The 24,691-nt window shown below is 60.0% G+C and carries 25 protein-coding genes and 1 pseudogene; 7 read left to right on the top strand and 19 right to left on the bottom strand.

What is annotated here, in order from left to right:
- Position 1 precedes the first annotated feature (1 nt).
- Positions 2 to 1,396 (top strand): Re/Si-specific NAD(P)(+) transhydrogenase subunit beta, encoded by a 1,395-nt coding sequence (pntB, locus tag ACP3TA_RS18680; RefSeq protein ID WP_025159771.1) that lies wholly within the window; start codon positions 2 to 4, stop codon positions 1,394 to 1,396.
- A 61-nt stretch (positions 1,397 to 1,457) separates the two neighbouring features.
- Here the strand turns inward: pntB and uspE are convergent, their stop codons facing one another.
- The 7 genes and pseudogenes from uspE to ACP3TA_RS18645 all read right to left on the bottom strand — a co-directional run.
- A complete protein-coding gene (gene uspE, locus ACP3TA_RS18675) occupies positions 1,458 to 2,420 on the bottom strand; it encodes a universal stress protein UspE (RefSeq protein ID WP_004938281.1) in 963 nt (320 codons plus the stop codon).
- Positions 2,421 to 2,546: 126 nt separating this feature from the next.
- Positions 2,547 to 3,311: an FNR family transcription factor gene (locus ACP3TA_RS18670; RefSeq protein ID WP_004938278.1), complete on the bottom strand. Its 765-nt coding sequence runs from the start codon at positions 3,309 to 3,311 to the stop codon at positions 2,547 to 2,549.
- Between the two features lie 280 nt (positions 3,312 to 3,591).
- A complete protein-coding gene (gene ogt, locus ACP3TA_RS18665; protein WP_004938274.1) occupies positions 3,592 to 4,116 on the bottom strand; it encodes a methylated-DNA--[protein]-cysteine S-methyltransferase in 525 nt (174 codons plus the stop codon).
- A gap of 219 nt (positions 4,117 to 4,335) precedes the next feature.
- A complete protein-coding gene (locus ACP3TA_RS18660) occupies positions 4,336 to 4,647 on the bottom strand; it encodes a hypothetical protein (protein WP_033643206.1) in 312 nt (103 codons plus the stop codon).
- Positions 4,648 to 4,953: 306 nt separating this feature from the next.
- A complete protein-coding gene (locus ACP3TA_RS18655; RefSeq protein WP_033643205.1) occupies positions 4,954 to 5,808 on the bottom strand; it encodes a tagatose bisphosphate family class II aldolase in 855 nt (284 codons plus the stop codon).
- Between the two features lie 9 nt (positions 5,809 to 5,817).
- Complete coding sequence (locus ACP3TA_RS18650; RefSeq protein WP_123061728.1) at positions 5,818 to 6,984, bottom strand: SIS domain-containing protein; 1,167 nt, start codon at positions 6,982 to 6,984, stop codon at positions 5,818 to 5,820.
- Positions 6,985 to 7,010: 26 nt separating this feature from the next.
- Positions 7,011 to 7,162 (bottom strand): annotated as a pseudogene (locus ACP3TA_RS18645) (transcriptional repressor AgaR); the annotation flags it as partial.
- A gap of 798 nt (positions 7,163 to 7,960) precedes the next feature.
- Here ACP3TA_RS18645 and ACP3TA_RS18640 point away from each other — a divergent pair.
- The 3 genes from ACP3TA_RS18640 (at position 7,961) to ACP3TA_RS18630 (ending at position 11,355) form a co-directional block, all read left to right on the top strand.
- Positions 7,961 to 9,682, top strand: coding sequence for a lysophospholipid acyltransferase family protein (locus tag ACP3TA_RS18640; protein ID WP_033643203.1), 1,722 nt, complete (start codon positions 7,961 to 7,963; stop codon positions 9,680 to 9,682).
- A 101-nt stretch (positions 9,683 to 9,783) separates the two neighbouring features.
- On the top strand, positions 9,784 to 10,566 hold the full coding sequence (locus ACP3TA_RS18635; protein ID WP_042784616.1) for an N-formylglutamate amidohydrolase: 783 nt from the start codon (positions 9,784 to 9,786) through the stop codon (positions 10,564 to 10,566).
- A 75-nt stretch (positions 10,567 to 10,641) separates the two neighbouring features.
- Entirely contained in the window at positions 10,642 to 11,355 is a 714-nt protein-coding gene (locus ACP3TA_RS18630; protein ID WP_033643201.1) for a flagellar brake protein, read from the top strand.
- A gap of 43 nt (positions 11,356 to 11,398) precedes the next feature.
- Here ACP3TA_RS18630 and ACP3TA_RS18625 read toward each other — a convergent pair whose 3' ends face one another.
- The 3 genes from ACP3TA_RS18625 to ACP3TA_RS18615 are packed head-to-tail and all read right to left on the bottom strand — an operon-like array spanning position 11,399 to position 13,212.
- Complete coding sequence (locus tag ACP3TA_RS18625; RefSeq protein ID WP_206195946.1) at positions 11,399 to 12,241, bottom strand: PfkB family carbohydrate kinase; 843 nt, start codon at positions 12,239 to 12,241, stop codon at positions 11,399 to 11,401.
- A gap of 3 nt (positions 12,242 to 12,244) precedes the next feature.
- Positions 12,245 to 12,961, bottom strand: coding sequence for a glutamine amidotransferase (locus tag ACP3TA_RS18620; RefSeq protein ID WP_033643199.1), 717 nt, complete (start codon positions 12,959 to 12,961; stop codon positions 12,245 to 12,247).
- The gene (locus ACP3TA_RS18615) at positions 12,958 to 13,212 is read right to left on the bottom strand and encodes a hypothetical protein (RefSeq protein WP_033643198.1); all 255 of its coding nucleotides are present in this window, start codon (positions 13,210 to 13,212) and stop codon (positions 12,958 to 12,960) included. Before ACP3TA_RS18615 ends, ACP3TA_RS18620 begins: the two co-directional genes overlap by 4 nt.
- Positions 13,213 to 13,278: 66 nt before the next feature.
- Here ACP3TA_RS18615 and ACP3TA_RS18610 point away from each other — a divergent pair, with 66 nt between their 5' ends.
- Positions 13,279 to 14,583 carry an aminotransferase class I/II-fold pyridoxal phosphate-dependent enzyme gene (locus ACP3TA_RS18610; RefSeq protein WP_198772339.1) on the top strand — a complete coding sequence of 435 codons (1,305 nt, stop codon included), beginning with the start codon at positions 13,279 to 13,281 and terminating at the stop codon, positions 14,581 to 14,583.
- On the opposite strand, the gene ACP3TA_RS18605 is transcribed toward ACP3TA_RS18610, so the two are convergent.
- The 3 genes from ACP3TA_RS18605 to nudI form a co-directional block, all read right to left on the bottom strand.
- The gene (locus ACP3TA_RS18605) at positions 14,580 to 15,566 is read right to left on the bottom strand and encodes an MsnO8 family LLM class oxidoreductase (RefSeq protein WP_046687114.1); all 987 of its coding nucleotides are present in this window, start codon (positions 15,564 to 15,566) and stop codon (positions 14,580 to 14,582) included. The two genes, ACP3TA_RS18610 and ACP3TA_RS18605, sit on opposite strands and share 4 nt — an antisense overlap.
- 139 nt (positions 15,567 to 15,705) lie before the next feature.
- The gene (gene pbpG, locus ACP3TA_RS18600) at positions 15,706 to 16,542 is read right to left on the bottom strand and encodes a D-alanyl-D-alanine endopeptidase (RefSeq protein ID WP_122016621.1); all 837 of its coding nucleotides are present in this window, start codon (positions 16,540 to 16,542) and stop codon (positions 15,706 to 15,708) included.
- Positions 16,543 to 16,635: 93 nt separating this feature from the next.
- A complete protein-coding gene (nudI, locus tag ACP3TA_RS18595; protein ID WP_033643194.1) occupies positions 16,636 to 17,061 on the bottom strand; it encodes a nucleoside triphosphatase NudI in 426 nt (141 codons plus the stop codon).
- Between the two features lie 268 nt (positions 17,062 to 17,329).
- Here nudI and ACP3TA_RS18590 point away from each other — a divergent pair, with 268 nt between their 5' ends.
- Positions 17,330 to 18,730, top strand: a complete 1,401-nt coding sequence (locus ACP3TA_RS18590) for an SH3 domain-containing protein (protein ID WP_423153193.1) — start codon at positions 17,330 to 17,332, stop codon at positions 18,728 to 18,730.
- A gap of 68 nt (positions 18,731 to 18,798) precedes the next feature.
- Here the strand turns inward: ACP3TA_RS18590 and ACP3TA_RS18585 are convergent, their stop codons facing one another.
- Positions 18,799 to 19,551 carry a hypothetical protein gene (locus ACP3TA_RS18585; RefSeq protein WP_206195949.1) on the bottom strand — a complete coding sequence of 251 codons (753 nt, stop codon included), beginning with the start codon at positions 19,549 to 19,551 and terminating at the stop codon, positions 18,799 to 18,801.
- Positions 19,552 to 19,807: 256 nt separating this feature from the next.
- Here ACP3TA_RS18585 and ACP3TA_RS18580 point away from each other — a divergent pair, with 256 nt between their 5' ends.
- Positions 19,808 to 20,836, top strand: coding sequence for a transporter (locus ACP3TA_RS18580; protein ID WP_033643191.1), 1,029 nt, complete (start codon positions 19,808 to 19,810; stop codon positions 20,834 to 20,836).
- Here the strand turns inward: ACP3TA_RS18580 and ACP3TA_RS18575 are convergent, their stop codons facing one another.
- The 5 genes from ACP3TA_RS18575 to ACP3TA_RS18555 all read right to left on the bottom strand — a co-directional run bounded on the left by ACP3TA_RS18575 (position 20,837) and on the right by ACP3TA_RS18555 (position 24,646).
- A complete protein-coding gene (locus ACP3TA_RS18575; protein ID WP_033643190.1) occupies positions 20,837 to 21,370 on the bottom strand; it encodes an SRPBCC family protein in 534 nt (177 codons plus the stop codon).
- A gap of 3 nt (positions 21,371 to 21,373) precedes the next feature.
- Positions 21,374 to 21,721, bottom strand: coding sequence for an ArsR/SmtB family transcription factor (locus ACP3TA_RS18570; protein ID WP_004938187.1), 348 nt, complete (start codon positions 21,719 to 21,721; stop codon positions 21,374 to 21,376).
- 82 nt (positions 21,722 to 21,803) lie between these two features.
- Positions 21,804 to 23,030: a Zn-dependent hydrolase gene (locus tag ACP3TA_RS18565; RefSeq protein WP_197754761.1), complete on the bottom strand. Its 1,227-nt coding sequence runs from the start codon at positions 23,028 to 23,030 to the stop codon at positions 21,804 to 21,806.
- A complete protein-coding gene (locus ACP3TA_RS18560) occupies positions 23,027 to 23,518 on the bottom strand; it encodes an L-2-amino-thiazoline-4-carboxylic acid hydrolase (protein ID WP_033643188.1) in 492 nt (163 codons plus the stop codon). The genes ACP3TA_RS18565 and ACP3TA_RS18560 overlap by 4 nt, the downstream gene beginning before the upstream one ends.
- Before the next feature lie 18 nt (positions 23,519 to 23,536).
- Positions 23,537 to 24,646, bottom strand: coding sequence for a branched-chain amino acid ABC transporter substrate-binding protein (locus ACP3TA_RS18555; RefSeq protein WP_346405209.1), 1,110 nt, complete (start codon positions 24,644 to 24,646; stop codon positions 23,537 to 23,539).
- Between the last annotated feature and the right edge of the window lie 45 nt (positions 24,647 to 24,691).

Below are 24,691 nucleotides of genomic sequence, written 5' to 3'. Positions count from 1 at the left end.
AATGTCTGGAGGATTGGTTACAGCTGCATACATTGTTGCCGCTATTTTGTTTATTTTCAGCCTGGCGGGCCTGTCGCGTCATGAAACGTCGAAGCAGGGCAACCTGTTCGGCGTCGCCGGCATGGCGATAGCGCTGATCGCGACCATTCTGGGGCCGGATTCCGGCAACGTCGGCTGGATCATCATCGCCATGATCATCGGCGGCTCGATCGGCGTCTATCTGGCGAAGAAGGTCGAGATGACCGAAATGCCGGAGCTGGTGGCGGTGCTGCACAGCTTCGTTGGCCTGGCCGCGGTGCTGGTCGGTTTCAACAGCTATCTGGATCACGGTGCGCCGATGGAACCGGTGATGGCGAATATCCATCTGACCGAAGTGTTCCTCGGCATCTTTATCGGTGCGGTGACCTTCACCGGTTCGATCGTCGCCTTCGGCAAACTGCGCGGCATCATTTCTTCCAAGCCGTTGATGCTGCCGAATCGCCACAAGCTGAACCTGGCGGCGCTGGTGATCTCGTTCCTGCTGCTGGTGGCGTTCGTGCGCACCGACAGCGTGGGCTGGCAGGTGGTGACGCTGCTGCTGATGACGGCGATCGCGCTGGCGTTCGGCTGGCATCTGGTCGCCTCGATCGGCGGCGCCGACATGCCGGTGGTGGTGTCGATGCTCAACTCCTACTCGGGGTGGGCGGCGGCCGCGGCGGGCTTCATGCTGAGCAACGATCTGCTGATCGTCACCGGCGCGCTGGTGGGCTCTTCGGGGGCGATCCTGTCTTACATCATGTGCAAGGCGATGAACCGCTCGTTTATCAGCGTGATCGCCGGCGGTTTCGGCAGCGACGGTTCATCCACCGGCGATGCCGAAGAGATGGGCGAATACCGTGAAACCACGGCGGAAGAGGTGGCCGAGCAGTTGAAGAACTCCACCTCGGTGATCATCACCCCGGGCTACGGCATGGCGGTGGCGCAGGCGCAGTATCCGGTGGCGGAAATCACCGAAAAACTGCGGGCGCGCGGCGTGAAGGTGCGCTTCGGCATTCACCCGGTCGCGGGGCGCTTGCCGGGCCACATGAACGTGCTGCTGGCAGAGGCGAAGGTGCCGTACGACGTGGTGCTGGAGATGGATGAAATCAACGACGATTTCCCGGATACCGACACCGTGCTGGTGATCGGCGCCAACGATACGGTGAACCCGGCGGCGCTGGAAGATCCGCGCAGCCCGATCGCCGGCATGCCGGTATTGGAAGTGTGGAAAGCGCAGAACGTGATCGCGTTCAAACGGTCGATGAACACCGGCTACGCCGGCGTGCAGAACCCGCTGTTCTTCAAGGAGAACACCCAAATGCTGTTTGGCGACGCCAAAGACAGCGTGGAAGCGATTTTGCGGGCGTTGCAGAAGTAAAATTGGGCAACCAAAGAAAAACGGGCCGCTTGTCAGCGGCCCGTTTCTTTATGCGCGAAGCTTAATCTTCGTCGTCGTGTTCATCGTCTTCATCCGCCTCGATCGGGCAGTTGAAGTTTTCCGGTTTAATCACCAGCAGGTCGCATTTCAGATGATCGATCACATGTTCCGCCGTGTTGCCGATAAAGGCGGCTGAAATGCCGGTGCGGCCCAGGGTGCCCAGCACCACCACGCCGGCCTGCAGATGTTCGGCCAAATCGGGGATCACCTCTTCCGGCAGGCCTTTTTCCACGTGGGTGAACTCTTCCTTAATGCAGAATTTTTGCCGTAGCGCCTTCATGGCGATCAGATGCTGGCCGCGAATGGCGTCGTTGTAGACGCTCGGGTCGAAGTCGGGCAACTCGATGGCTATGTTGATCGGGGTAACGGGATAGGCGCCGACCAGGTGAACCTCGGTCTGGTTGACGTTTTGCGCCAGTTCGACGGTTTCTTGCACCAGTTTGATATTGAGCGGGTCGTGATAGGGTTCTTCGCTGGCCAGATTGACCGCCACCAGCGCCTTGCCGCCTTCCGGCCAGGGCTGGTCTTTCACCATCCACACCGGGCAAGGGCATTTGCGCAGCAGGTGCCAGTCGGTGGGGGTAAAGATCACCGACTCCAACCGGTCGTGTTGGTGCGCCATTTTCAGCAGCAGGTCATGTTGGCCGGAAAGCACTTCCTGAATGATGGCTTCGAAGGGGCGGTTATGCCAGACCACTTTGATTTCGATCGGCACGCCGTCGTTGAGATAGAAGCGACACTGCTCGTTGATCCAGGCGGCGCGTTGGCTGATCACACCTTGCCGCATCGCCGTTCTTTCATCCGGGGAGAGCAGGGTCGTCATTTCGTAAGAGAAGTCATAGATGGGCAGGAAGGCCTTGATGCGCCCGCCGTTCCGTTTTACCAGGTACACGGCGCGGCGCAATGCCGGCTGATCGTCCTGATTGGGGTCAATAGCCACCAGAAGATTCTGATACTTCGCCATAGGGCCTCCTTACAGCTGAAATCAACAGTCTGTTAATTTACAGAGTAACCCAACATTGAAAAACAGAACAACAACAGAAGCGTGCCGGATCAACAATTTCGGGGAAATGGTGATCCGGCAGGAGAATCAGGCGTTGACGGTCACGTTGATACGCGGCGTACCGGCCAGCACCGACAGGGCGTCGGCGTTTTCGATGGTGATGTATTTGCCTTTCACGCTGAGGATTTCGCTTTTCTGGAAGCGGCCCAGCAGCCGGCTGATGGTTTCCACCGTCAGGCCGAGATAGTTGCCGATATCGCCGCGGGTCATGGTCAAACGGAACTCGCGCGGAGAGAAACCGCGCTCCGCAAAGCGGCGCGACAGGTTGTAAACGAACGCCGCCAGGCGCTCTTCGGCGTTTTTCTTCGACAACAGCAGGATCATGTCCTGGTCGCCTTTGATCTCGCCGCTCATCAACCGCATGATCTGCTGACGCAGGTTTGGCATTTTGCCGGACAGATCGTCGAGGGTCTCGAACGGAATTTCGCACACCATCGAGGTTTCCAGCGCCTGGGCGAAGCTTGGGTGCTTCAGGCCACCGATGGCGTCAAAGCCCACCAGGTCACCCGCCAGGTGGAAGCCGGTGATCTGCTCGTCGCCTTGCTCGGTGATGGTGTAGCTCTTGATGGTCCCGGAACGGATCGCGTACAGCGATTTCAGCTCGTCGCCGGCCTTGAACAGGGTCTGGCCTTTCTGAATAGGCTTTTTCCTCTCGATAATGTTGTCGAGCTGATCCAGCTCGTGGGCATTAAGGGTGAAAGGAATGCACAGCTGGCTGATGCTGCAGTCCTGGCAATGGATCGCACAACCACCAGACTGGATACGACGAATCACGCGTTTTTCCGGGATCATAGATTACGCTCATTCAATAATTGATATGAGTCAATTTTAACATCTTTTGCCGCAGCTGATAAGGGTAGCATTAGTCTGAATAGGGGCATTGTGTGCGAATTTTACGCACACATGCCGCCGATTATTCTGTAGGGGACTGAAGTTATGAGTATTATTTGTGACTTATGCGTTTTATTCACACAAGTTATTCATAGGGCCCAGCGGCCTGCGAGCGTGGCGTTGAGCAATGGGCTTTATTAAGCGTCGCCAAACAATGGCGCCGGATAATCGCCTGGCGCGGCTACAGCAGGCTTTTAGGCAGGTAGCCTTCGTGCTGCAGCAGCCATTGTTTGCGCTGTACGCCACCGGCATAGCCGGTCAGTGCGCCTTGCGAACCGATCACTCGGTGGCAGGGCACGACGATGCTGATCGGATTTGAACCGTTGGCCATGCCGACTGCGCGCGAGGCGGTCGGACGGCCGATGCGTTGCGCGAGCTGGCCGTAGGTCAGGATCTCGCCGCAGGGGATTTGGCGCAGCTGTTGCCAGACGGTGCGTTGGAACTCGGTGCCGGCGGTCATCACCGGCAACCGATCGATAATGCTCAGTTCACCGGCGAAATAGCGCTGCATGGCGTCGGTCAGCCCGCTGGGATCGCGCTGTTCGCGCAGGGTGAACCGATCGGCGCGGTAGTGGGTATTCAGCAGCTTCATCAGGCGCGCTTCGTGATCGGTCCAGTCAATCGCCCGCAGGCGCCCCTGTTCATCGGCAATCAGCACCAGTTCTCCCACCGGCGTGGCGGTACGATCAATCAAAAAAGTCTGCATCTGGATCACTCCTCGGTTTGGTAGGGCGATTATCGCATGAAATGGAAGGGAGCGATGGCGGATTTCGGACATGCTGATGGGCGACCGCAGGGTCGCCCGAATAGCCGGCTTACGGTAAGGCGGAGAGTTATTGTGCGATAAATTTATAAAATAAATTTATAAGTCATCAAGACAAGTTGTGTCTTGTTTATTATTTCAGCAGGCAGTAACGCTTTGTGGTTACTTATAGCTGATGGTCACGCGTTTTAAATGGGGATCGTTATTCACCATCTCACTGCTGACGGCAGAAACTAATTCTTTTGGCATCGCTTTTAACGAAGAGGATATATACCCGTTCTGATATTCCGTCACTTTACCGAAGCAGCTGGAGATAAGCTTTTCATCCTGATGTTTGACGGTGCATGCAGGCGTGGTAATGGCGCCGGTGAAGCGGACGACGCCAGAGGCGACCTGGCTGCCGGAAAGCGGTTTTGCTTGCAGAGCGAAGGGCAGAATGACCAATGCGCTTAATACGGCTAAGTAATGGTTCATACGCTGTTCCTTTCAGAGTAAAAACACTGCCAATTAAAAAACAAGCGCGCTTGTTTTCATCAAATAAGCTATTTCGCTTGGCGAAATAAAAACGAATGGGCAAAAATCCTACTGCCTGCATTCAATGAATTTGATAATAGAGAGGTAGGATGAGTAAAACCATGATTTGGATCATAGTGAAGACCGGTTAATGGTTTCAGGCGCGGGCGGGATAACAGGCTGTGATCGTTCTCTCAGGAAAGCGGAAAATGGCGGGATGTTTTCGCCCCCGTGGTGCAGCCACTGAAACCGGGGGCGGGCGTGGGGTTACAGCATGCCGCTGCTGCCGCAGATGCGGATCTTTTCCGCCACCACTTCTTTCATCGCCAGCTTGCCGGGGACGATGTATTTGCGCGGATCGTTGGCATCCGGGTGCTGTGAAAAGTAGCTTTTTACCGCATCGGCGAAGGCGATTTTCAATTCGGTGGCGACGTTGACCTTGCAAACGCCGAGCGAGATCGCGCGCTTGACCATCACTTCCGGAATGCCGGAGGCGCCGTGCAGCACCAACGGCACGTCCACCTGTTCGCGGATCAGCGCCAGGCGTTCGAAGTCCAGCTTCGGTTCGCCGTGATACAGGCCGTGGGCGGAACCGATCGCCACCGCCAGCGAATCGATGCCGGTGGCGGCGACAAACTCGCGTGCCGCCACCGGGTCGGTATAGAAGCTGTCCGCCGTATCGACGATCAGATCGTCCTCTTGCCCGCCCAGGCGGCCCAGCTCCGCTTCCACGCTGGCGCCGTAGCGATGGCACAGGGCCACTGCGGCGGCCACCTTGGCGATATTCTGCTCGAACGGCAAATGGGAGCCGTCGATCATGACCGAGCGGATGCCGCTTTTCACCTTGTGCTCGATGTCATCGAGCTCTTCGTGATGATCCAGATGCAGCGCCAGCGGCAGATCGTAGCGGTGCGCGGCCGCCTGACATATACCGATCAGGTAGTCGGTGCCGGCATAGCTGAAGGTGCCGGGCGTGCCGGCCATGATCACCGGCGAGCGCAGCTCGGCGGCGGTCTCCGCCACCACCTGCACGGTTTCCAGATTGTGAACGTTAAACGCCGGAACGGCGTAACCCTGGCGCTGCGCCTTGAGCAGCATGTCTCGGTTGGCTATCAGATACATGGGATCTCCTTACTGCACGGGGGAAGGAAAACGGTAAATCGTCACGCCTTTCACCACCCGGTTAACCTCGCCGGTCGGGCAGGGGTTATCCGGGGTCAGCCCCAGCGCCAGCGAACTCTCGAAGGCCAGCATCTGGGTGAACAGCAGATACGGGAACAGCAGCCAGATATCGTCTGCCGCATCGTGCATATGCAGCAGGGTATCGGCGAGGGGTTGGCGCCCGCCGGTCAATCCGACCAGCTGCATCGCCTGCCCATCGCGCTGCAGCTCGTTCCACAGATCGCGGTCATACTGGCGGGCGTAGTCGTCGCGCGAGAACATCAACACCACCAGCGTCTGGCCGTCGACCATGAATTTCGGACCATGACGCAGGCCGAGCGGCGAGTCGTAGCGCGTAACGATGCGCCCGGCGGTCAGCTCCAGCATCTTGAGCGAGGCCTCTTCGGCAAGGCCGGTAAAGCAGCTGCCGCCAAGGGTGATGTAGCGGCGGAAGCCGCCGGCGGCCAGCGCCTTCACCTGCGGCTGCAGCGTTTCTCGCAGTGCGCGGCAGCGCTGCACCATGGCGTGCAGCGGCGCCTGGGCGACCTCGAGCGACAGGGGGCCGAGCAGCAGCGCGGCGCTCAGCATCATGCAGCTGAAGCTGGAGGTCATGGCGAAGCTCTGATCGTTAGAACCTTGCGGCATCACCAGCGAACAGACGTTGTCGCGCTGATGTGCATACTGCGCCAGCTTGCTGTCCGGGTTGCACACCAGCATCAGGTGGTAGCTTTCCGGCAGCAGTTGGTCGGCCAGCTCCACCGTCGCCACGCTCTCCGGGCTGTTGCCCGAGCGGGCGAAGGAGACCAGCAGCGTCGGCCGCTCAGGGTCGAGATACTGCAGCGGGTTGGCGACGATATCGGTAGTGCCGTAGGCCACCACGTCGCGGCCGGTGCGTTCGCGCAGCCAGGGGGCCAGGGCGCGGCCGGCGAACGCCGAGCTGCCGGCGCCGCACAGCACGATCTGCAGGCGCGGATTGACCAGCAGCGGCGCCAGAAACGGCTGCCATTGCGCCTGTTGATCCTGCAGCTGCCGGTGCAGCGCCGCCCACAGATCCGGCTGTTGCCAAATTTCTGCGGCGGTGTGCCAGGCGTTGCGCTGCTTCAGCCAATTCGCCTCGTAAGAGAAATACGCGTTCATGATGACAGCTCCTTAAAAATCCTCGGTTAACGGTCGGCGATAATCACGTCGATCCCTAAAGGGTGCAGCGCCTGCAGACAGTGTTCCGGAATGCGGCTGTCGGTGACCAGGCGGTGGATCTGGCCGATGTCGCGATCGTGCAAAAACTTGTGCGGCCGAATTTGCTGGCGTCGGCGAGGGTGTGTTTGACGTCGCGATTGATGTGGATGGTGACGCTGGAGACCGAAAGCAGCTGGCTGAGCGGTTCCACGCGCGACGCGCCTTCGCGGCACAGCGGGTCGATAATTAATTCCCGGCGTTTTGCGGTAGTGATCATTAACGCAGACTCCTGATTTACCTGTAGCCGTGCCCGACCGCGGCTTAATAAGCCGCAGCGATACCGACCGGAGCGCTTTCAGTTGTTCGTGGCGAATTACAGCAAACGAAACACTGAAATGCAATCGATTAATTTTAAAATATCTATATCTATCAGTTGGTTATATTTGATTTTGCTTTCGTTTGAGCGCCAACCGAAAGCAGCGTCAACGCAAAGTGAAAACGGCAAATTCGTTATTTTTCAGTCGACAATTCCCGGCATTTAATTATTCAGTCCGTCGAGGCCGAAAGCCGCAGCGATAATTCGGCAGCCGCCGGGCTTTCACTGTTTTTTTATGCCGGCGCGTGTAATAGCGCCGCATTGCAGCGGGTGAGGGTGAACGACAGCGGCCATGCGTTTCCCTCCGGCGATCCGTTCGTGGCCCATCCCGGCGAGGATCTGCAGCCGATAGCGCCTGCGTGAGGCGGTGAACCGCCGCATTGAAGCGTTGCTGGCGCCGATGTGAGGGGAAGTGGGGGCGAAAATGCGTCTTTCGCTCCCAAATCGCCATTACTTTGCTATACCTGATAGTCGATGGATTCATTTTATTGTCATGTGACTGACATGTCAGAGTCATGGCTCTGGCTTAAGTTTGCAGCGACTACGTCAGGAGATAACGCGATGTTCAGCCTGGATTCTCTGTTGCAAGATGCATTTCCACACCGCAATACCCCTGCCTGGCAGCGCAGCCTGCTAAGAACCCTTCTCTTCGAAAAAGAATTCAAACAGTTCGCCGCCGACTATCCCCACCTGAAAGGGCTCGATCTGATCGAGCAGGTGGTGGACTACTTTAACCTCAGCTGCGAGCTGGTGGACGGCGATTTGGAAAACATCCCCAGCCAGGGGCCGGTGGTGCTCGTGGCCAATCACCCGATCGGCTCGCTCGACGGACTGGTGCTGTTGCGCGCCGTCGCGGCGGTGCGTCCGGATGTGAAAGTGGTGGCCAGCCAACTGCTGACTTACATCGAACCGCTGCGCAACCTGTTCGTGCCGGTGGATAACGTCGCTTATAAAACCAGCCGCAAACAGATAGAAGGCATGCAGCAGCAGCTGGACAATCAGGGCGCGCTGATCCTGTTCCCGGCCGGCGAAGTGTCGCGCATGAGCCCGAAAGGCATCCGCGACGGCCACTGGCATACCGGTTTTCTGCGTCTGGCCGCCAAGGCGCGCGCGCCGATCGTGCCGATTCATATCAGCGCGCGCAACAGCAACCTGTTCTACTTTACGTCGCTGGTCTATCGTCCGCTGTCGACGCTGCTGCTGGTGCGTGAAATGTTCCAGCAGCGGGGCGGGCGCATCAGGATCCGCATCGGCGGCCGCGTGCCGTTCGCCAACTGGCACGATGGCCACACCAGCGCCAAGGATCTGGCGGAGCGCTTTCGCCGTCACGTGTATCGCCTGGGCCAGGGCAAACCGGGGCTGTTCGCCAGCGAATCGCCAATCGCGTTGCCGGAAGAGCGTCTGGAGTTGAAAAAGGCGCTGGCGAACTGCGAAAGACTGGGGGTGACGCCGGACGGCAAAACCATCTATCTCTATCGCCGTCACGATGAAGCGCGCACGCCGATCCTGCGCGAGCTGGGGCGCCTGCGCGAGATCGCTTTCCGCGCGGTGGGGGAAGGATCCGGCCGCCGCCGCGATCTGGACAGCTACGACGACGATTATTATCACCTGGTGCTGTGGGATGAAGAGGAGCTGGAGATCGTCGGCGCCTATCGTTTTATCCCCACCGCCGAACAAATCGCGCGTAAGGGCCTGGAGAGCATCTACAGCAACAGCCTGTTCCACTATGACCGCGATATGGAACCGATCCTGGCGCAGGGCATCGAACTGGGGCGCAGCTTCATTCAGCCGGCCTATTGGGGCAAGCGCGGGCTGGACTATTTGTGGCTGGGCATCGGCGCCTATCTGTCGAAATACCCGCAGTATCGCTATCTGTTCGGCCCGGTATCCATTTCCGGCGGCATGCCGCTGGCGGCGCGGGATCTGTTGATCGCCTTCTATCGGCTCTATTTCTCGCCGGACCACGCCTTCGCGCAGTCGCGTCGTCCTTATCCGGCGTCGTTGCCGCAGGTGCTGGCGCAGTTTGCCGGGGATAACTACCAGGAAGATCTGGTGCGGCTGAAGAGCCTGCTCAGCAACATCGGCTGCTCGATCCCGACGCTGTACAAACAGTACACCGAGCTGTGCGAACCGGGCGGGGTGCAGTTTATCGACTTTGGCACCGATCCGGCCTTCAACAACTGCATCGACGGCCTGGTGCTGGTGGATACCTCGCGGCTCAAGCCGTCGCGTTATCAACGTTATATTGCGGTGCATCAGCCGCAGGAAGCCGAGACGGCATGATCGGCGTCTGACTCATGCCTTTTTGATCTAAGCACGACCTTGGGGCCGGCGACGGGATAGCGCTACGATAAACGTTTTGCTTTCCACCGCCGGAGCCTTTCATGCCTCATTCGTTTATCCCGCCGTTATTGTCCGCCGATGAACCGCCCGCCGCCGCCGTTGAAACCCCGCGCGGCAAAGCGCCATTTTTGCTGCTGTGCGATCACGCCGGCAAGGCGATACCGCAATCCCTCGGGGATCTCGGCTTACCGCCGGGGGAGATCGAGCGCCACATCGGCTGGGATATCGGCGCGCTGGGCGTATCGCGCCATCTGAGCCGCCAACTGGACGCCACGCTGATTCATCAGCGTTACTCACGGTTGGTGATCGACTGCAACCGGGCGCCCGGCATCGCCAGCTCGATCCCGCATTTGTCTGAACTGACGCCCATCCCCGGCAATATCGGCATCGACGCCGAACACGCGCTGGCGCGTGAGCGCGAGGTATTTTTGCCGTATCACCACGCCATCGATGAGCATCTGGGGCAACGCCAACTGCGTGAACTGCCGACGGCGGTGATCGCCATGCACAGCTTCACGCCGGTGTTCAAGGGCCAATCGCGCCCCTGGCAGGTGGGGCTGCTGTTTAACCGCTACCCGGAATTTGCGCTGCTGTTGGCTGAACTGCTGCGTGAAGAGGGGGATCTGCAGGTGGGTATTAACGAACCTTATGCAATGACGGACGCCACCGATTACACGTTGCCGGTGCACGCGGAGCGCCGCGGTTTGCCTTACGTCGGCATCGAAATTCGCCAGGATTTGGTCGCTGACGAACGCGGGCAACAGGCATGGGCGAAACGTTTCGCGCGCCTGCTGCCGCAGGCCTGGCAACGCTGGCAAATTTGACTTTAGGAATATTCCCAGAGATGATAACCGTAAGGAATACGTAAGACGTCATTAGAAAAAAGTCAGGAGACACGTGTGGAGCACAGCGATAACGGACTGTTTATCAAACGGGAGCGTTTTGAAGTTCTGGCGATTCTGCGAGAAATTTGCAAACAACGCACGCCGCTGCGCGTAGAAAATCAGCAGCACCGGTTTCAAAGTCTGTTATTGAGCGTCGGGCCGGACAATATCGTGTTTAGCGGTGAGGAAGCCTCGAGCGCCATCGACGGCGCTTGCACCATCGTGATTGAAAGCAACGACGCCAAAATCGAGTTTTCCGTCCCCCAGGCGGAGCTGACCGAACATCAGGGCGTACAGGCCTGTTCGACCCGGCTGCCGCAGGAGCTGGTCTATATCCAGCGTCGCCGTCAATTCCGCATCACTACGCCGCACTGGCGCCAATTCTTTTGTACCGGCGAATACCCGGACGGCACGCCGTACGAGCTGCGGATCCACGATCTCTCCGCCGGCGGCGTCGGTTTACGCTTCGACGGCCCGCTGCCGGATTTCTTCCAGCCAGGCTTGCAGTTCAAGAAAGCGGAGCTGGATCTGGGCAGCTACGGCAGCTTCAAGGTCAACATGGAGCTGGTGGTGGTCAACGACGATCAGGAAACCGACGATAACGACCAGGTGGTGCACTTCTCGCGCCTGTCATGCCGCTTTCTTAAGCTCGGATTGGCGATGGAGCGCAAAATTCAGAGCGCCGTGTTCGCCTTCGAGCTGGATTTCAACAAAAAGAAAAAACGCTGATATTTATCAGGGGCGGCACGCTGCCCCTGACTCTCCACAGGCCTTACGGTTTTAACGCCCGCAGGCTACCGATCTCTTCCCAACAGAAATGCGCCGCTTCGGCCAGTACGCCGCACACTTCATCGCCGGCGGCAACCACTGCCGCGTCGAGCGCAGCGCCCTGCAGCAGATGGCTGACCAGCAACGCGGTGAACAGATCGCCGGTGCCTTTGACCGCCGATTTGACCTTCGGATGAGTAAAGCACTGCGTTTCCTGCCGGGTGACCAGCATCAATCCCACTTCGTCTTCGTGTTGCGCTACGCCCGGTGCGCTGGTGACCAACACCCATTCGGTGGTGTCGTTCAACAGCGCCTGCGCGGCGTGTTGCGTCTGCTCGCGGTTGCTCAGTTGCCGGCCGCACAGCTGCTCCAGTTCGAAACCGTTCGGCGTCAGGCCGTTGGCCAGCCGCAGGAACGGCGAGCGATAGCAGTTGACGATGCGCTCATCCACGTAGATCCCCTCACCGTAATCGCCCATCACCGGATCGATATAGATGTTTATCTGCGGATTGAGCGAGCGCACCCGCTGCAGCCAGTTGGCCAGAATATGGCACTGCATCACGTCGCCCAGGTAGCCGACGATCACCGCCCGTGTGCGCTTCATGACGCCGCGGGCGATCAGGTCGTCGAGAAAACCGCCGAACCAATCGCCGGAGATGACGCCGCCGTGCGGTTTGCCGTAATAGGGCGGGCAGCCGAACAGCACGCTGGGCACCTGCAGCGCCTCCAGTCCCTTTTTCAGCAGAGCGCGGTAGGCGATGCCGTTGCCGACGCTGCCGTAGACCACCTGAGATTGAATGCTGATCACGTCAATAGACGGTGACCGCAAAGGTGAAGCCTGTTGCATGAGTTACTTCCTTGGTTCGTTGTTATCCAGCCAGCGCGCGAACACCTGCCGCGCGCGCTGTTCCAGCTGCGCGCCGTGGCGCGCGGCCTGGTCGCGCAGGGTCTGGGGCGCGATGCCGGCCAGTTCCAGCTCGCAGGCATGGCCAATCAGCCAGCGTTCGATATCGCGATAATCCGCCTCCAAATGGAACTGCAGGCCGAGCGCGAACCCCTGATAGTCGAAGGCCTGATGCGGGCATACCGCCGTGCCGGCCAGGCAGCGGGCGCCGTCCGGGATCATGAACATATCCCCGTGCCAGTGCAGTACCGGCGTGTCGGCCAGCGGCGCCAGCACCGACTCCTCTTCCGCCGGCGGCGTGGTCAGCGGGGCGAAGCCTATCTCTTTCACGCCGAGCGAAATAACCTCAGCGCCCAGCGCCTGGGCGATCACTTGCGCGCCGAGGCAAACCCCGAGGGTCGGCCGCCGCTGCGCCAGGCGCTGTTTGACCAGCGCGAATTCATGGTCGAGAAAATCATACCGCTGCTCGCCGGAAAAGTGCTGAGCGGCGCTGATCGGCCCGCCGAGCACCACCAACAGATCGGTCTCTTCATTATTGATAGCACGAATATCATCGCGGCCGGCATCGTAATAATCGATCTGATAGCCGCGCAGTGACAGCAGGGAACCGAGGATGCCCAGGTTTTCAAAGTTGACGTGCCGAATGGCGACGGCTTTTTTCATTGTTTAACCTCGCTAGCGTGAGTGAAGGGGATCAGCGCCAGCGACTCGCCCAGCACCGTGATGCCTTGCGCGCCGCTCTGGTAGACGATGCGGCGTTCGCTGACTTGGCTGAGCTGCACCTGATAACCCTGTGCGGCCGGGAACAGCGCGCAGGCCTGCTCCAGCTGATCGGCTGCCCACGGGGTGAACAGCTGCAGGCGGGCAAAGGCTTTTCCTGCATACTGAATGTCGAGCACGTAATGTTTATCCATGGAACCCCTTACTTTTGGCCGCAGAAACTGCTAATCTTATTTGAACTAGTACAAAAGGATTTATGTATGGCTTCATTGTATGCAAAAGGCGGCGGCGCTGTCCAGATTGCCGAGCAGATCGCAGCACGCATCAAAAACGGCGCGCTGCGGCCGGGCGAACTGTTGCCGCCGGTACGCCAGCTGGCGGCGGAGCTGGAGGTCAATCCGAATACCGTGGCCAGCGCATACGCCAGATTGCGCGATGCCGGCCTGGTGGCGACGCGCGGGCGGGCGGGTACGGTGGTGCTGGAGCCGCCGCTGGCGGCGGTGAGTGCGGCCTATACGCCGCGCCAGGTGCCGGCGGGGATGTGCGATCTGGCCAGCGGCAACCTGGATGCCGCTTTGCTGCCGGCACTGAGGCTTGGCGCGGCGGAGGTGTTCCCGCAGCAAAACGGCTATGACATCAGCGGCGACCTGCCGGTATTGACCGGTCTCGGGCGTGAGTGGCTCGGGCGCCAGGGCGTGGCCCTGGGGGAACCGGCGGTGTTTTCCGGCGCGTTGGACGCGATGGAAAAGGCGCTGCGCTGCCATGCCCAGCCTGGGGCGGCGGTGTGGGTGGAAGATCCCTGCTGGCCGCCGCTATTGACGCTGCTGCGTCACCTGCGCCTGCGGCCGCTGCCGCTGGCGGTGGATGAACAGGGCTGTCGGCTGCCGGAGAGTGGCACGGCCGACGCGGTGATCCTGACGCCGCGCGCCCATAATCCGACCGGCGCTTCGCTTTCAGCGCAACGTGCGCAGCAGTGGCGAGGTTTTCTGCGCGGCCATCCGCAGTGTCTGGCGATCGTCGACGATTTCTGGGGGCCGTTGTCGCAACAGCCGCTGCATCTGCCGTTCGACGGCGATCGCGGCCTGTACGTGCTGTCGCTCAGCAAGTTTCTCAGCCCGGATCTGCGCATCGCGTTGGCTTGCGGCAGCCCGACCTTGCTGCAGGCGATGCGCGCCGATCAGTACATCAGCGAACGCTGGGTCAGCCATATCTTGCAGCAGATCGCCGCCAGACTGTGGGAACAAGCCTTGCAGGAAGGGCAATTGCAGCGGGCGCAACAGGCGTATCAGGCCAGACGGGACGAGCTGGTCCAGCGGCTCAATGCGTTGAATCACACGGCGCTGGCGGTAGGTGAAGGGCTGCATCTGTGGGTGCCGGTGCGTTCGGAAACCGCCGCCGCGCAGCTGATGGCGCAGCGGGGATGGCTGGTGCAGGGCGGTGAACCTTTCCGCCTGAAGTGCGGTCCGGCGCTCCGCGTCAGCCTGGCGAACGTCACGCCGTCGCAGTTGGCGCCGCTGGCGCAGGATCTGTCCGAAGCCATGCGGGCGGCGGCGGCGATCAACTAAGCCGGCGTCAAACTCTCCTCCGCCAGTAACTGCAGCGAGGCTAACCGGGCGGCCGGTTCGGCGATCGGCGTGTCGATGATGAACTCTTCCACGCCGTACTGTTGCTGCAGCTGCGCCAGTTGCTGATGCACCTGCTGCGCGGTGCCGAGCAGAATATGGCTTTCCCGCGGCTCGATGCGGTAGTCGGTGGCGCCGGCCTGCTGCACGAAACTCTCCGCCTGCGCCAGGCTGCCGACGGTCACACTCTGCTCACCGGCAATGTGCACGCGGTATTGCCGAATGTCGGCCGCCAATGCCGCGGCCTGTTCCTCGCTGGGGGCCACGATCGCCGCCACCGCCAGCAGCGCCTTGCGGCCGCCGCTGTGTGCGGCGTAGTGCTCCAGCGCGTCGCGGATATCCTGCGGATTGCCGTTCAAATGCGCGGCGAACACGAAGGCCCAGCCGGACTCGGCCGCCAGCGTCGCGCTTTCTTTACTGGCGCCGAGCAGAAAACGCTGCGCGCCCTGCGGCGGCAGCGGTGTGGCGCTCAGGCCGGGCTCGGCGTCGTCGTTCAGATAGGCGGTCAACTGCGACAGCTGCTGAGGAAAGTCCGGCTTGCGTTGCCGATCGTGGGCCGCCTGCAGCGCCTGGGTTGCGAGCGGCAGCCCGCCGGGCGCTTTGCCCACCCCGAGATCGACGCGTCCCGGCGCCAGCGCCGCCAGCAGGTTGAAGTTTTCGGCCACCTTGTAGGCGCTGTAGTGCTGCAGCATCACGCCGCCGGAGCCGATGCGAATGCGCGTCGTCTGGCCGAGCAGGTAGCCGATCAGCACTTCCGGCGACGGGCAGGCGAGCTGCGGCGTGTTGTGGTGCTCCGCCAGCCAGAAACGCCGATACCCCCAGCGTTCCGCCCGTTGCGCCAGCTGCAGCGTGCGCGCCAGCGCCTGCGCGGCGCTTTCCCCGTCGGCGATCGGACTTTTTTCCAATATGCTCAAGGCATAAGCCATTTTTCCCGCTCCTTTCATCATCAGATATGCCTGACAAATACCATGCGGGCGGCGCGCGGCTTAATACTGATTGGCGATAGGATATTCCATTGATCCAAAACGGATTTGGATATGCGCAGAACGGTAAAGCGCCGCGATTTTACCGCTCCAGCCAGGCCTTCAGACGAATGGCGTCACGGTAGTGGCCGTAGCGCGGCTGCGCGCCAAGCAAGATCATCACCACCGGCTGCCCTTTGATGGTGGTGCGCATCACCAGGCAGTGACCGGCCTCGTCGGTAAAGCCGGTTTTCTGCAGCTGGATCTTCCAGGCCGGGTTGTTGATCAGACCGTTGGAACTGCGATAGACCAGCTGGCCGCGGCCAGGACGCACGATCTGCTGCTTGTCGGTGCTGAAGCGGCGAATCAATGGATAGCGATAGGCGTGATTGACCATTTTCAGCAGATCGCTGGCGGTGGCTACGTTGCGCGGCGTTAGCCCGGTCGGATCGTAGAAACGGGCGCGTTTCATGCCGATGGCGCGCGCTTTCTGATTCATTTTCGCCACGAAGGCCTTGCGCCCGCCGGGATAACTGCGGCTCAGCGCCGCGGCGGCGCGGTTTTCCGAAGACATCAGGGCGATGTGCAGCATGTCGCGGCGGCTGAGCACCGAGCCGATGGTCAGCCGCGAATGGGTTTTTTTCAGCAGATCGCGATCGGCGGCGGTGACTTTGAGTTGACTGCCCATGGGGCGTTTGCTGTCCAGGGCGACCATGGCGGTCATCAGCTTGGACAGAGACGCGATCGGCAGCACGCGGTTCGGTTGCTTCTGATAGAGCGTTTTTCCGGTACGCTGATTGACGACCAGCACCGATTTGGCATTCAACACCAATGGCGCCGCGGCGGCATGGGCGGGTGCCAAAACGAACAGCAGGCTGAACAGGGCGGCGGCGCCGAAGCGCCGGACGGACAGACGGAGAACAGGGAGAAATAAAAGCATAGCGACGGCAATAGTGACCCTAAGTGATTAAAAAATATCAAAAGAGTCTGCCCGGCAAATGTGAAGGAAATAGGGTGATAATCGCTCAAACTGTTACAGCAATCCCTTTTGCCGCAGCGTGAAGCGGGTGGCTTCGTTCAGATCGTAGTCCGCCAGGCGTTCGCGCGGCACCCAGGCGTAGTCGTCGAATTCATCGTTGATCGTCACGTCGCGGTTGGCGGCGTGGCAGTCGAAAATCAGGTAAATCATGTAGATTTGTTCCCGGCTGCCGTCGGCGTAGGTTTTGATGCGCACGTCGTCGCGGAAGGTCCAGGGCGTGATGCTGTCGAGGATCAGTGCGGGGCCCAGTTCTTCGTGCACTTCGCGCCGCAGCGCTTGCTCTATCTGCTCACCCAGCTCGACGCCGCCGCCTGACAGCGCCCACTGGCCGGGAAATACGCCCTTGTGCGCGGCCATTTTGCACAGCAGGAAGGCGTTATCGTTTTCAATCAGCGGGCAGACAATGATGCGTTGGCGCATGGAGGACTCCTGTCAGAAAGCAAAGCCGCAGGATAGCAGATTTGGCGGCGCAGGGCGGGAAGGTCGATCGCATTCTGTGCGGCGGCGGGAAATCCGGTCGGCGTCTGTCATGGGGTTGCCTCCGGCTTTGTTTTCTTCAACGGGAAATCAATCGCAGATGTTATTAAGTATCAATTCGAATAATTTCGCGTCAGGATAAAGCAGGGATTTTAACCTATCATGGAGTTGATAACGTATGCCTACTAATGGAATAAAACCGCTGTGCCTGATGACTCTTCTGCTGCTGTCGGCCTGCCACAGCGCGCCGGTCAGCCAGCCCCCTCAAGACGCCACGGCGACAGCCCCTATCGATGCCACCAAATCGCTGTTCCCGCTGGGGAACTATTCGCAGTCTGTCGATAAATGGTTGCCGCCCGGTCCGCAGCGGCGGGTGCCCGTGATGGATGCCGCCACGCAGCAACGTCATTTTTCCGCTCTTAAATCTCACTATTTTGGCATGGAGCCGAACGATGAATCCCCCTGGAATCCGCATTACATCGCTGCCGTCCTGAACCGCGAAGCGGAAAGCCACCGTGATGCCGCAATGGATAAATACCTTGGCCGTGGAAGTGTCTCCTGGGGGGAAAACTTCAGGACTCACACCGACCGCTGGAAACAGCAAGTCAGAGATAACGCTTCTACGGACATTAGCCAGGTTTATCATTCTTCGGCCCGAGGCATTGCGGTCAGGGAGACGCTGGTCAGGATCCTGCCGACGGACGATCCGGCTTATGACGATCCTCGCCTGGCTGGGCAAGGTTATCCCTTTGATAATTTGCAGGATTCGTCTATCCGCCCCGGCACTCCGGTATACGTTATTACGCAAAGCCGCGATAAACGCTGGAAATACGTCATGTCGCCTACGGTGATCGGTTGGGTGCATAGCGAAGACATCGCGGCGGCGGATCAGCGGTTTGTCTCAGAATGGCTGGCGCTGGCGGGGAAAAATCTGGGGGCATTCATTAAACAGCCGGTTTCGGTGCAAACGGGCGGCCAGTTTTATTTTACGGCGCGCCACGGCACGATTCTGCCATTTTACCGTCACCGACAGGGCCTTTTTGTGGTCGCCGTGCCGGTACGCCGAGAGGATGGCCGCGCACAGATGCGCCGGGTCGTTGTCAAGAAGGGGGAATTTGCCGCCATGCCGTGGAAAATGACGCCCGAACATCTTGCCGTACTGATGCGGTCAATGAGCGGCAGGCCTTATGGCTGGGGGAACTATAACTTCAATAATGACTGCTCCGCCGAACTGCGCAGTCTGTTGATGCCTTTTGGCCTCTTTCTTCCCAGAAATTCCGCCGCGCAGATACAGGCGGCCACCCGGGTGGTTGATCTTGCTCAAGCGAACACCAGTGAACGGCTGCGCTATCTCAAAGATCACGGCAAACCCTTCACCACGCTGGTTTACATTCCGGGCCATATCATGCTGTATATCGGCAATGCGCTCATTGACGGCCAGGTTGTGCCGATGACGTACCAGAATATCTGGGGGCTGCGCCCGGCAGATTCAAAGCGCCGCAGCATTATCGGCGGCGCAGTATTTTTCCCGCTGCTGGCGACCTATCCTGAAGATGCGAGCCTGATGTCGCTGGCGGGCAAGGCGCAGTTTAAACTGGGATTTATTGAATAGCCCTTTCTTTAGCTGATAAAGCGACCGCGAATGCGGCCGCTTGTTGTGCGGCGACAAATCGAACTGCGCTAATTGCCTAGCCGGCGCTGGATAATTTTATCGTGCTCATCCGTCAGGTTAGCGTAATTCCAAATAAATAATCCGCCAAGGTTAAAGTCCAAAACCTGATCGATAAAGTAATTTAAATTCCAGTCGGTCAATCCTTTGGTCGTCAGGGCCAGAATGCATTTTTTATTTTCGGCCCCGTTCGCCAACGATTGTTTTAATGCCGGGATCACATTAGCGAGAATATCGTCATTGCTCCACATCGCTGCCGCATAACAGTAATGGATAAAGCGGTCGCATTGGTCTGATTGAATGATTTTTCTGACTTTCTCGTTGAGCTTGTTGCCATTTCCCGTATTGGGGTGGTTGTAAGAATAACCGGCAATAAAACCAAAGCTGGTCTCTTTCCCGGCCTCTTTTAGCCGTTTCATGGCTTCGATGACCCGTTCGGTGTTCATATTGCATTCGTCATCAAAATCGACGCCATCCCAGCCCCGATCGACCGTGGCCGCGACGATCCTCAACACTTCATCCTCATTGGCCGGCTTTTGCTGTGGGGAGCATCCGCCGCCGCCGTAAACCCATAGTGTCTTTCCGTTAAAGCCGGGAAGCGTATCGGGTTTGTTTTGTTTTTCCGGGCTCCATCCTGGCTGGGCTGAGGTGCCTGTGGTTAAGCCATCAAGGTTGGTTACCATGCCGTACATCATGACATCGAACGCTTTATGCGGTTGGCCAGCCAGAGACTGGCTCCATCCGCCCGTAATAAACTTGTTCATTGTCGTTGTCTCCTTATTGAGCGTGTTCCTTAAATGAATGTGTCTTGCATGATGGAGGGTATCAGCCGCTATATTCATTTAGCCATTGTGCGGTTGCTGAACGGGCAAGGGATGAAAACTTTTTAAAATGAAATGACGTTTTTATGACGGAAATATTAATGAGCAAGAGCGTTGAAAATCATTAACGCCGAGCGATAAAGATTGTTATAACAGCGTGGACGATCTGGGCTAACGGCAATAGGCAGGATAAGGCGTTATGGTGCAAAGGGCAGCGGAAAAGATGCACAAGCTGGATTTTGATGATGAAGTGACCGGGCTGATCTACGGCCATGCGTTTCGCTCCGGCGAGCCGCCGGCGCGCCTGAACTCGCAGCAGGTTTGCCTGGCTTACCAAACGTTGTCGCCCGGCGACGGTTTTATCTGGCTGCACCTCAATCTCAACCACGCGGCGGCGGAGAAGTGGCTGAAAAACCATTTCGCCATTTCCGATTTTTTCTTTCACGAAATTCGCCACGGTTCCCACACTACTCGCATCGAGCGGCAGGGCGACGATCTGTTCGCCGTGCTCAACGACGTGATCTTCCACCCTGAAGACAACAACCCGGAAACGGCGACGCTGTGGCTGTATTGCCGCCGTGGGCTGGTGGTGACCGTGCGTCATAAACCGGTGCGATTGATCGAGCGGTTGCTGGGCCGCCTGACGGCGCTGCAGCTGGCGTCGTCCACCGAACTGCTGGCGCACCTGCTGGAAGAGCAGGAGGATGTGCTGGAGCAGGTGGTGCGGCAGGCCAACCAGTATGTCGATACCATCGAGGATCGTCTGCTGACGAGCCGCGTTAAACGCAACCGCGCCGAGCTGGGGCGCATGCGCCGCATGCTATTGCGCTTTCAGCGCCTGTTGGCGCCGGAGCCGGCCGCGCTGTTTCGCCTGTTGAACCGGCCGCCGAGCTGGCTGAGCCGTGAGGTGGTGCAGGATCTGCGGCAGTTTACCGAAGAGTTCACCGTGGTGTTGAACGATCTCGCCAGCCTGACCGAACGCATTCGGCTGCTGCAGGAAGAGCTGGGCGCCAAACTGATGGAGCAGAATAACCGCACGCTTTACACCCTGACGGTGATCACCGTGCTGGCGTTGCCTATCAACATCGTCGCCGGTTTTTTCGGCATGAACGTCGGAGGGATACCGCTGGCCAGCAATCACCACGGTTTTATCCTGCTGGTGTTGCTGGTCGGCAGTTTTACGCTGATCGCCGGTTATCTGGCGTTCAGGCGCAGGGACGAGTCGTAATTACAGGCGGGCGCGGTACTCTTCTTCCAGCCGGGCATGGGTGCTCCAGAACGGCTGCGGCGCCCGATCGTGCAGGCGATCCAGCAGAATATCCAGATGGGTATGCCAGCCGCCGGCGACGCTGAGCATCTCGTCGCGGTTAGCCAGGCGCCGGTGGGTGACCGTTAGCAGCACCGCGTTTCCCTGTTCCGTCAACTCGAAGGTCACTTCGGAAGGGCGCCCCTGCTCCTGTTCGGCCCAGGTAAAGCTCAGCAGGCGCGGCGGGAACAGGCAGGTGATGTGGCCGCGGTTGCTGACGCAGCCGCCATGCTGTTTGTACTTGGCCGGCGGTTGCTCGTGCTCGCCCGCCAGATCGGAGTTGCGAAACTCCAGCTCCAGCGGCGCGCCGTTTTCCAACTTCATGGCGCCGGCCGCCAGCCAGGTGGCGCGCTTGTCGGATTCGGTCAGGTAAGCCCACACCCGCTCGATGGGGCCGGGCAGCAACCGCTGGATGCGCAGCGTGCCGGGTTCGATAATCATGCCGTAATCATTCATGGTTCACTCCTTGGGAGGAAGCTGTTCGGGCTGCAGCAGCGCCTGTTCGAGCGCATCCAGCCGTTCAGTCCAGAAATGTTCATAGGTTTGCAGCCAGTGCATGGCCTGCGCCATAGGCTCGGGTTCGAGCCGGCAGATATGGTTTCTTCCTTGCACGGTGCGTTGCACCAGGCCCGCATGTTCCAGTGCTTTCACGTGCTTGGAGGCGCCGGCGAACGACATCTGCAACGGCGCGGCCAGTTCGCCGATGCTGCGTTCACCGCCGGCCAGCGCGCGTAACATCGAGCGGCGGGTCGGATCGGCCAGCGCATGAAAAATGGCGTCCAGCTGTGAGGAAGATAATTCAACCATATGGTTGAATATAGATCAGGCGGGCTAATATTCAACCGTTTTGTTGAATATTTTTTGCCCCGGCGCCAAACCGGGGCGAGGATCAGGCGTCGGCGTGCGCCAGCAGGGCGTTGAGCAACACATCGGCGCCGGCGGCGGCCCAGGCGGGGGTGATATCTTCCCGCTCGTTGTGGCTGATGCCGTCCACGCAGGGAATGAAGATCATGGCGGTCGGGGCGACGCGATTAAGGTAACAGGCGTCGTGGCCGGCGCCGGAAATCATGTCGCGATGGCGATAGCCCAACGCCTGTGCGGCGTGACGCACGCTGCCAATACACCCCGGATCGAAGGCGACCGGGGGATACTGGAAGATGCGCTCGGCCCGGGCGGCCAGGCCGCCGCCGTTGACCTCGTTTACCGCCGCCAGTAGGCGCTGCTCCATCTGCGCCAGAATAGCCTCCTGCGGATGGCGGAATTCGACGCTGAAAAAGACGCGCCCCGGCACCACGTTGCGCGAATTGGGGGTGATTTGCGCCATGCCCACCGTGGCGCGCGCGTCGGGCGCGAAATCCCAACCGATGCGGTTGACCGCCGTGACCAGCGCCGCAAAGCCGAGCAGGGCGTCGCGGCGCCGATCCATCGGCGTGGTGCCGGCATGGGCGCTGAAGCCGACGACCTCCAGTTCATACCAGCGCTGCCCTTGTGCGGCGGTGACTACGCCGATGTCGAGATGCTCCGCTTCCAGAATCGGCCCCTGTTCGATGTGCAACTCGAAGGCGGCATGGATCGGCGAACCGCCCACCGGATACTCGCCGGCGTAGCCGATGCGCTCCAGCGCGTCGCCGAGGCTGACGCCGTGCTCGTCGCGGCGCGTCAGGCCGTATTCCAGGTCGAATACCCCGGCGAACACGCCCGAGGCGATCATCGCCGGCGCGAAGCGCGCGCCTTCTTCGTTGGTCCAGTTGATCACTTCAATCGGGCGTTCGGTGACGATCTGCCGATCGTTAAGGGTACGAATAACCTCTAATCCGGCCAGCACGCCGTAGATGCCGTCGAAACGGCCGCCGCGGGGCTGCGAATCACCGTGCGAGCCGGTGACGACCGGCGCCAGCTCGGGGCGAGCGCCTTCACGCCGCAGGAACATGTTGCCCATTTTGTCGACGCGTACGGTGCAACCCGCCTCCAGCGCCCAGGCGCGCAGCTGATCGCGCGCTTGCCGATCTTCTTCACTCAGCGCCAGCCGGGTGACGCCGTTATTGGCGATGGCGCCGAACTGCGCCATCGTCTGCAGGCTTTGCCACAGGCGCTCGCCGTTGACTCGATACGTCATTGATCTTCTCCCGGCGTTTTAGCGGTGTAGCGGAAATCGCAGCAGGGGGCGCCGGACATGATGGTCTGGCTGCGCTGCAGGTCGACGTCAGGGGCATAGCCAACGATAAACTGACTGTCGCGAGCGCAGGAGAGCAGGTGGCCGATCTCCCCCAGCCCCATCTCGTGATACATCTCGGCGTAGCGGCAGCGGGTGACGTTATAGTCGAAGTGCTGCGCGTCCTGATTGATCACCTCGACGCGCAGCGCATCGTCTTTTTCCCACAGGTACTGCAAGGCGGCGAAGCTGCGCAGATCCGCGCCGTTCGGTTCCTGGGCGGCGAACTGTTTGCCCGCCTCGATGGCGGCATTCTCGATGGCTTCGCCGATCACCGCCTGAGCGCGCGCCTTGCCGATTTCACGCACCAGAATCTGGTAGATCGGCTTGATGATCTCCGCCTCGATCTTTCTGCGGGCCAAAATGCCCAATTCGTTTTTTGCACAGCTCATCGCCTTGCTCCTCTTGATTTATTGTGACTTGGCGCCGCCCAACACGGTTTGCGGCTGCCATTTGCCGTCAACCACCCGGTACAGGGTGAAGCTCGGCTGTTGCAGGTTGCCTTGCGCATCGAAGGCGATGTCGCCGGTGACGCCCTGGTAATGTATGGCGCGCAGTTTCGGCAGATAATCGGCCGGATTGGCCGAATCGGCTTGCTCAATGGCGGCGATCAGCACCCGGGTGGCGTCGTAGGCGAAGGGCGCATGCAGTTCGATGTGGGTGTGATAACGATCGCGGTAGGCTTGTTCAAACGCCTTGCCGCCCGGCATCTGTTCCAGCGGTAGCCCCGGCTCCAGCGCGACGACGCCTTCGCCTTCCCGCTGCGCCAGCGTCAGGAAGGTTTGGCTGACGAAGCCGCCGGCGCCCATCAGCTGCGCGTTCATGCCCAGCTGTTTCAGTTTGCGCGCCAGCGGCGCCGCCTGCGAATCCACGCCGCCGAAGAAGATCAGATCGGCGTTTTTACTGCGGACGGTGGTCAGTACGGCGCTGAAATCAACGGTCTTGTCATCCACATACTCACGGGTGACCGGCTGCACGCCCTGGGCCTGCAGCGATTTGATAAACTCGTCCGCCAGCCCCTGGCCGAAAGCGGTGCGATCGTCTATCACTGCGATGCGCTTGGCTTTCAGCGTCTTCACCGCATATTGCCCGGCGTAGTTGCCGCCGTCGTCGTCGTGGCCCATCACGCGAAAGCTGGTGTCAAAACCTTGCTGCGTGTAGCCGTGACCGGTCGCCACCGGCGCCACCTGAGCGATGCCGGCGTCGTGATAGATGCGCGCCGCCGGGATGCTGGTGCCGGTGTTCCAGTGGCCGACCACGCCGGCGACGCCTTCGTCGACCAAACGCTGCGCCACGGCCACGGCGGTGCGCGGGTCGGACTGATCGTCCTCGGACACCAGCTTGAAGGTGACCGGTTTGCCGTTCAGCGTCGGTTTCTGTGCGTTAGCGTCGGCGATCGCCAGCCGTGCGCCGTTTTCGAGATCTTTGCCGATGCGCGCGGAAGGGCCGGTCAGCGGCCCGGCAAGACCGATCAACACGGTGTCGTCCGCCAGCGCCGGGAGGCTCAGGATCATTGTCATGGCGGCCAGCGCCAACGGCTTGATGCGAATGTTCTGCTGCATGTC

The organism is Serratia sp. 2C06 (genome assembly GCF_050037615.1).
Lineage (GTDB): Bacteria > Pseudomonadota > Gammaproteobacteria > Enterobacterales > Enterobacteriaceae > Serratia > Serratia ureilytica.
Note: the sequence above shows the minus strand (reverse complement) of the source record. Positions and strands in the feature narration are given on the sequence as shown.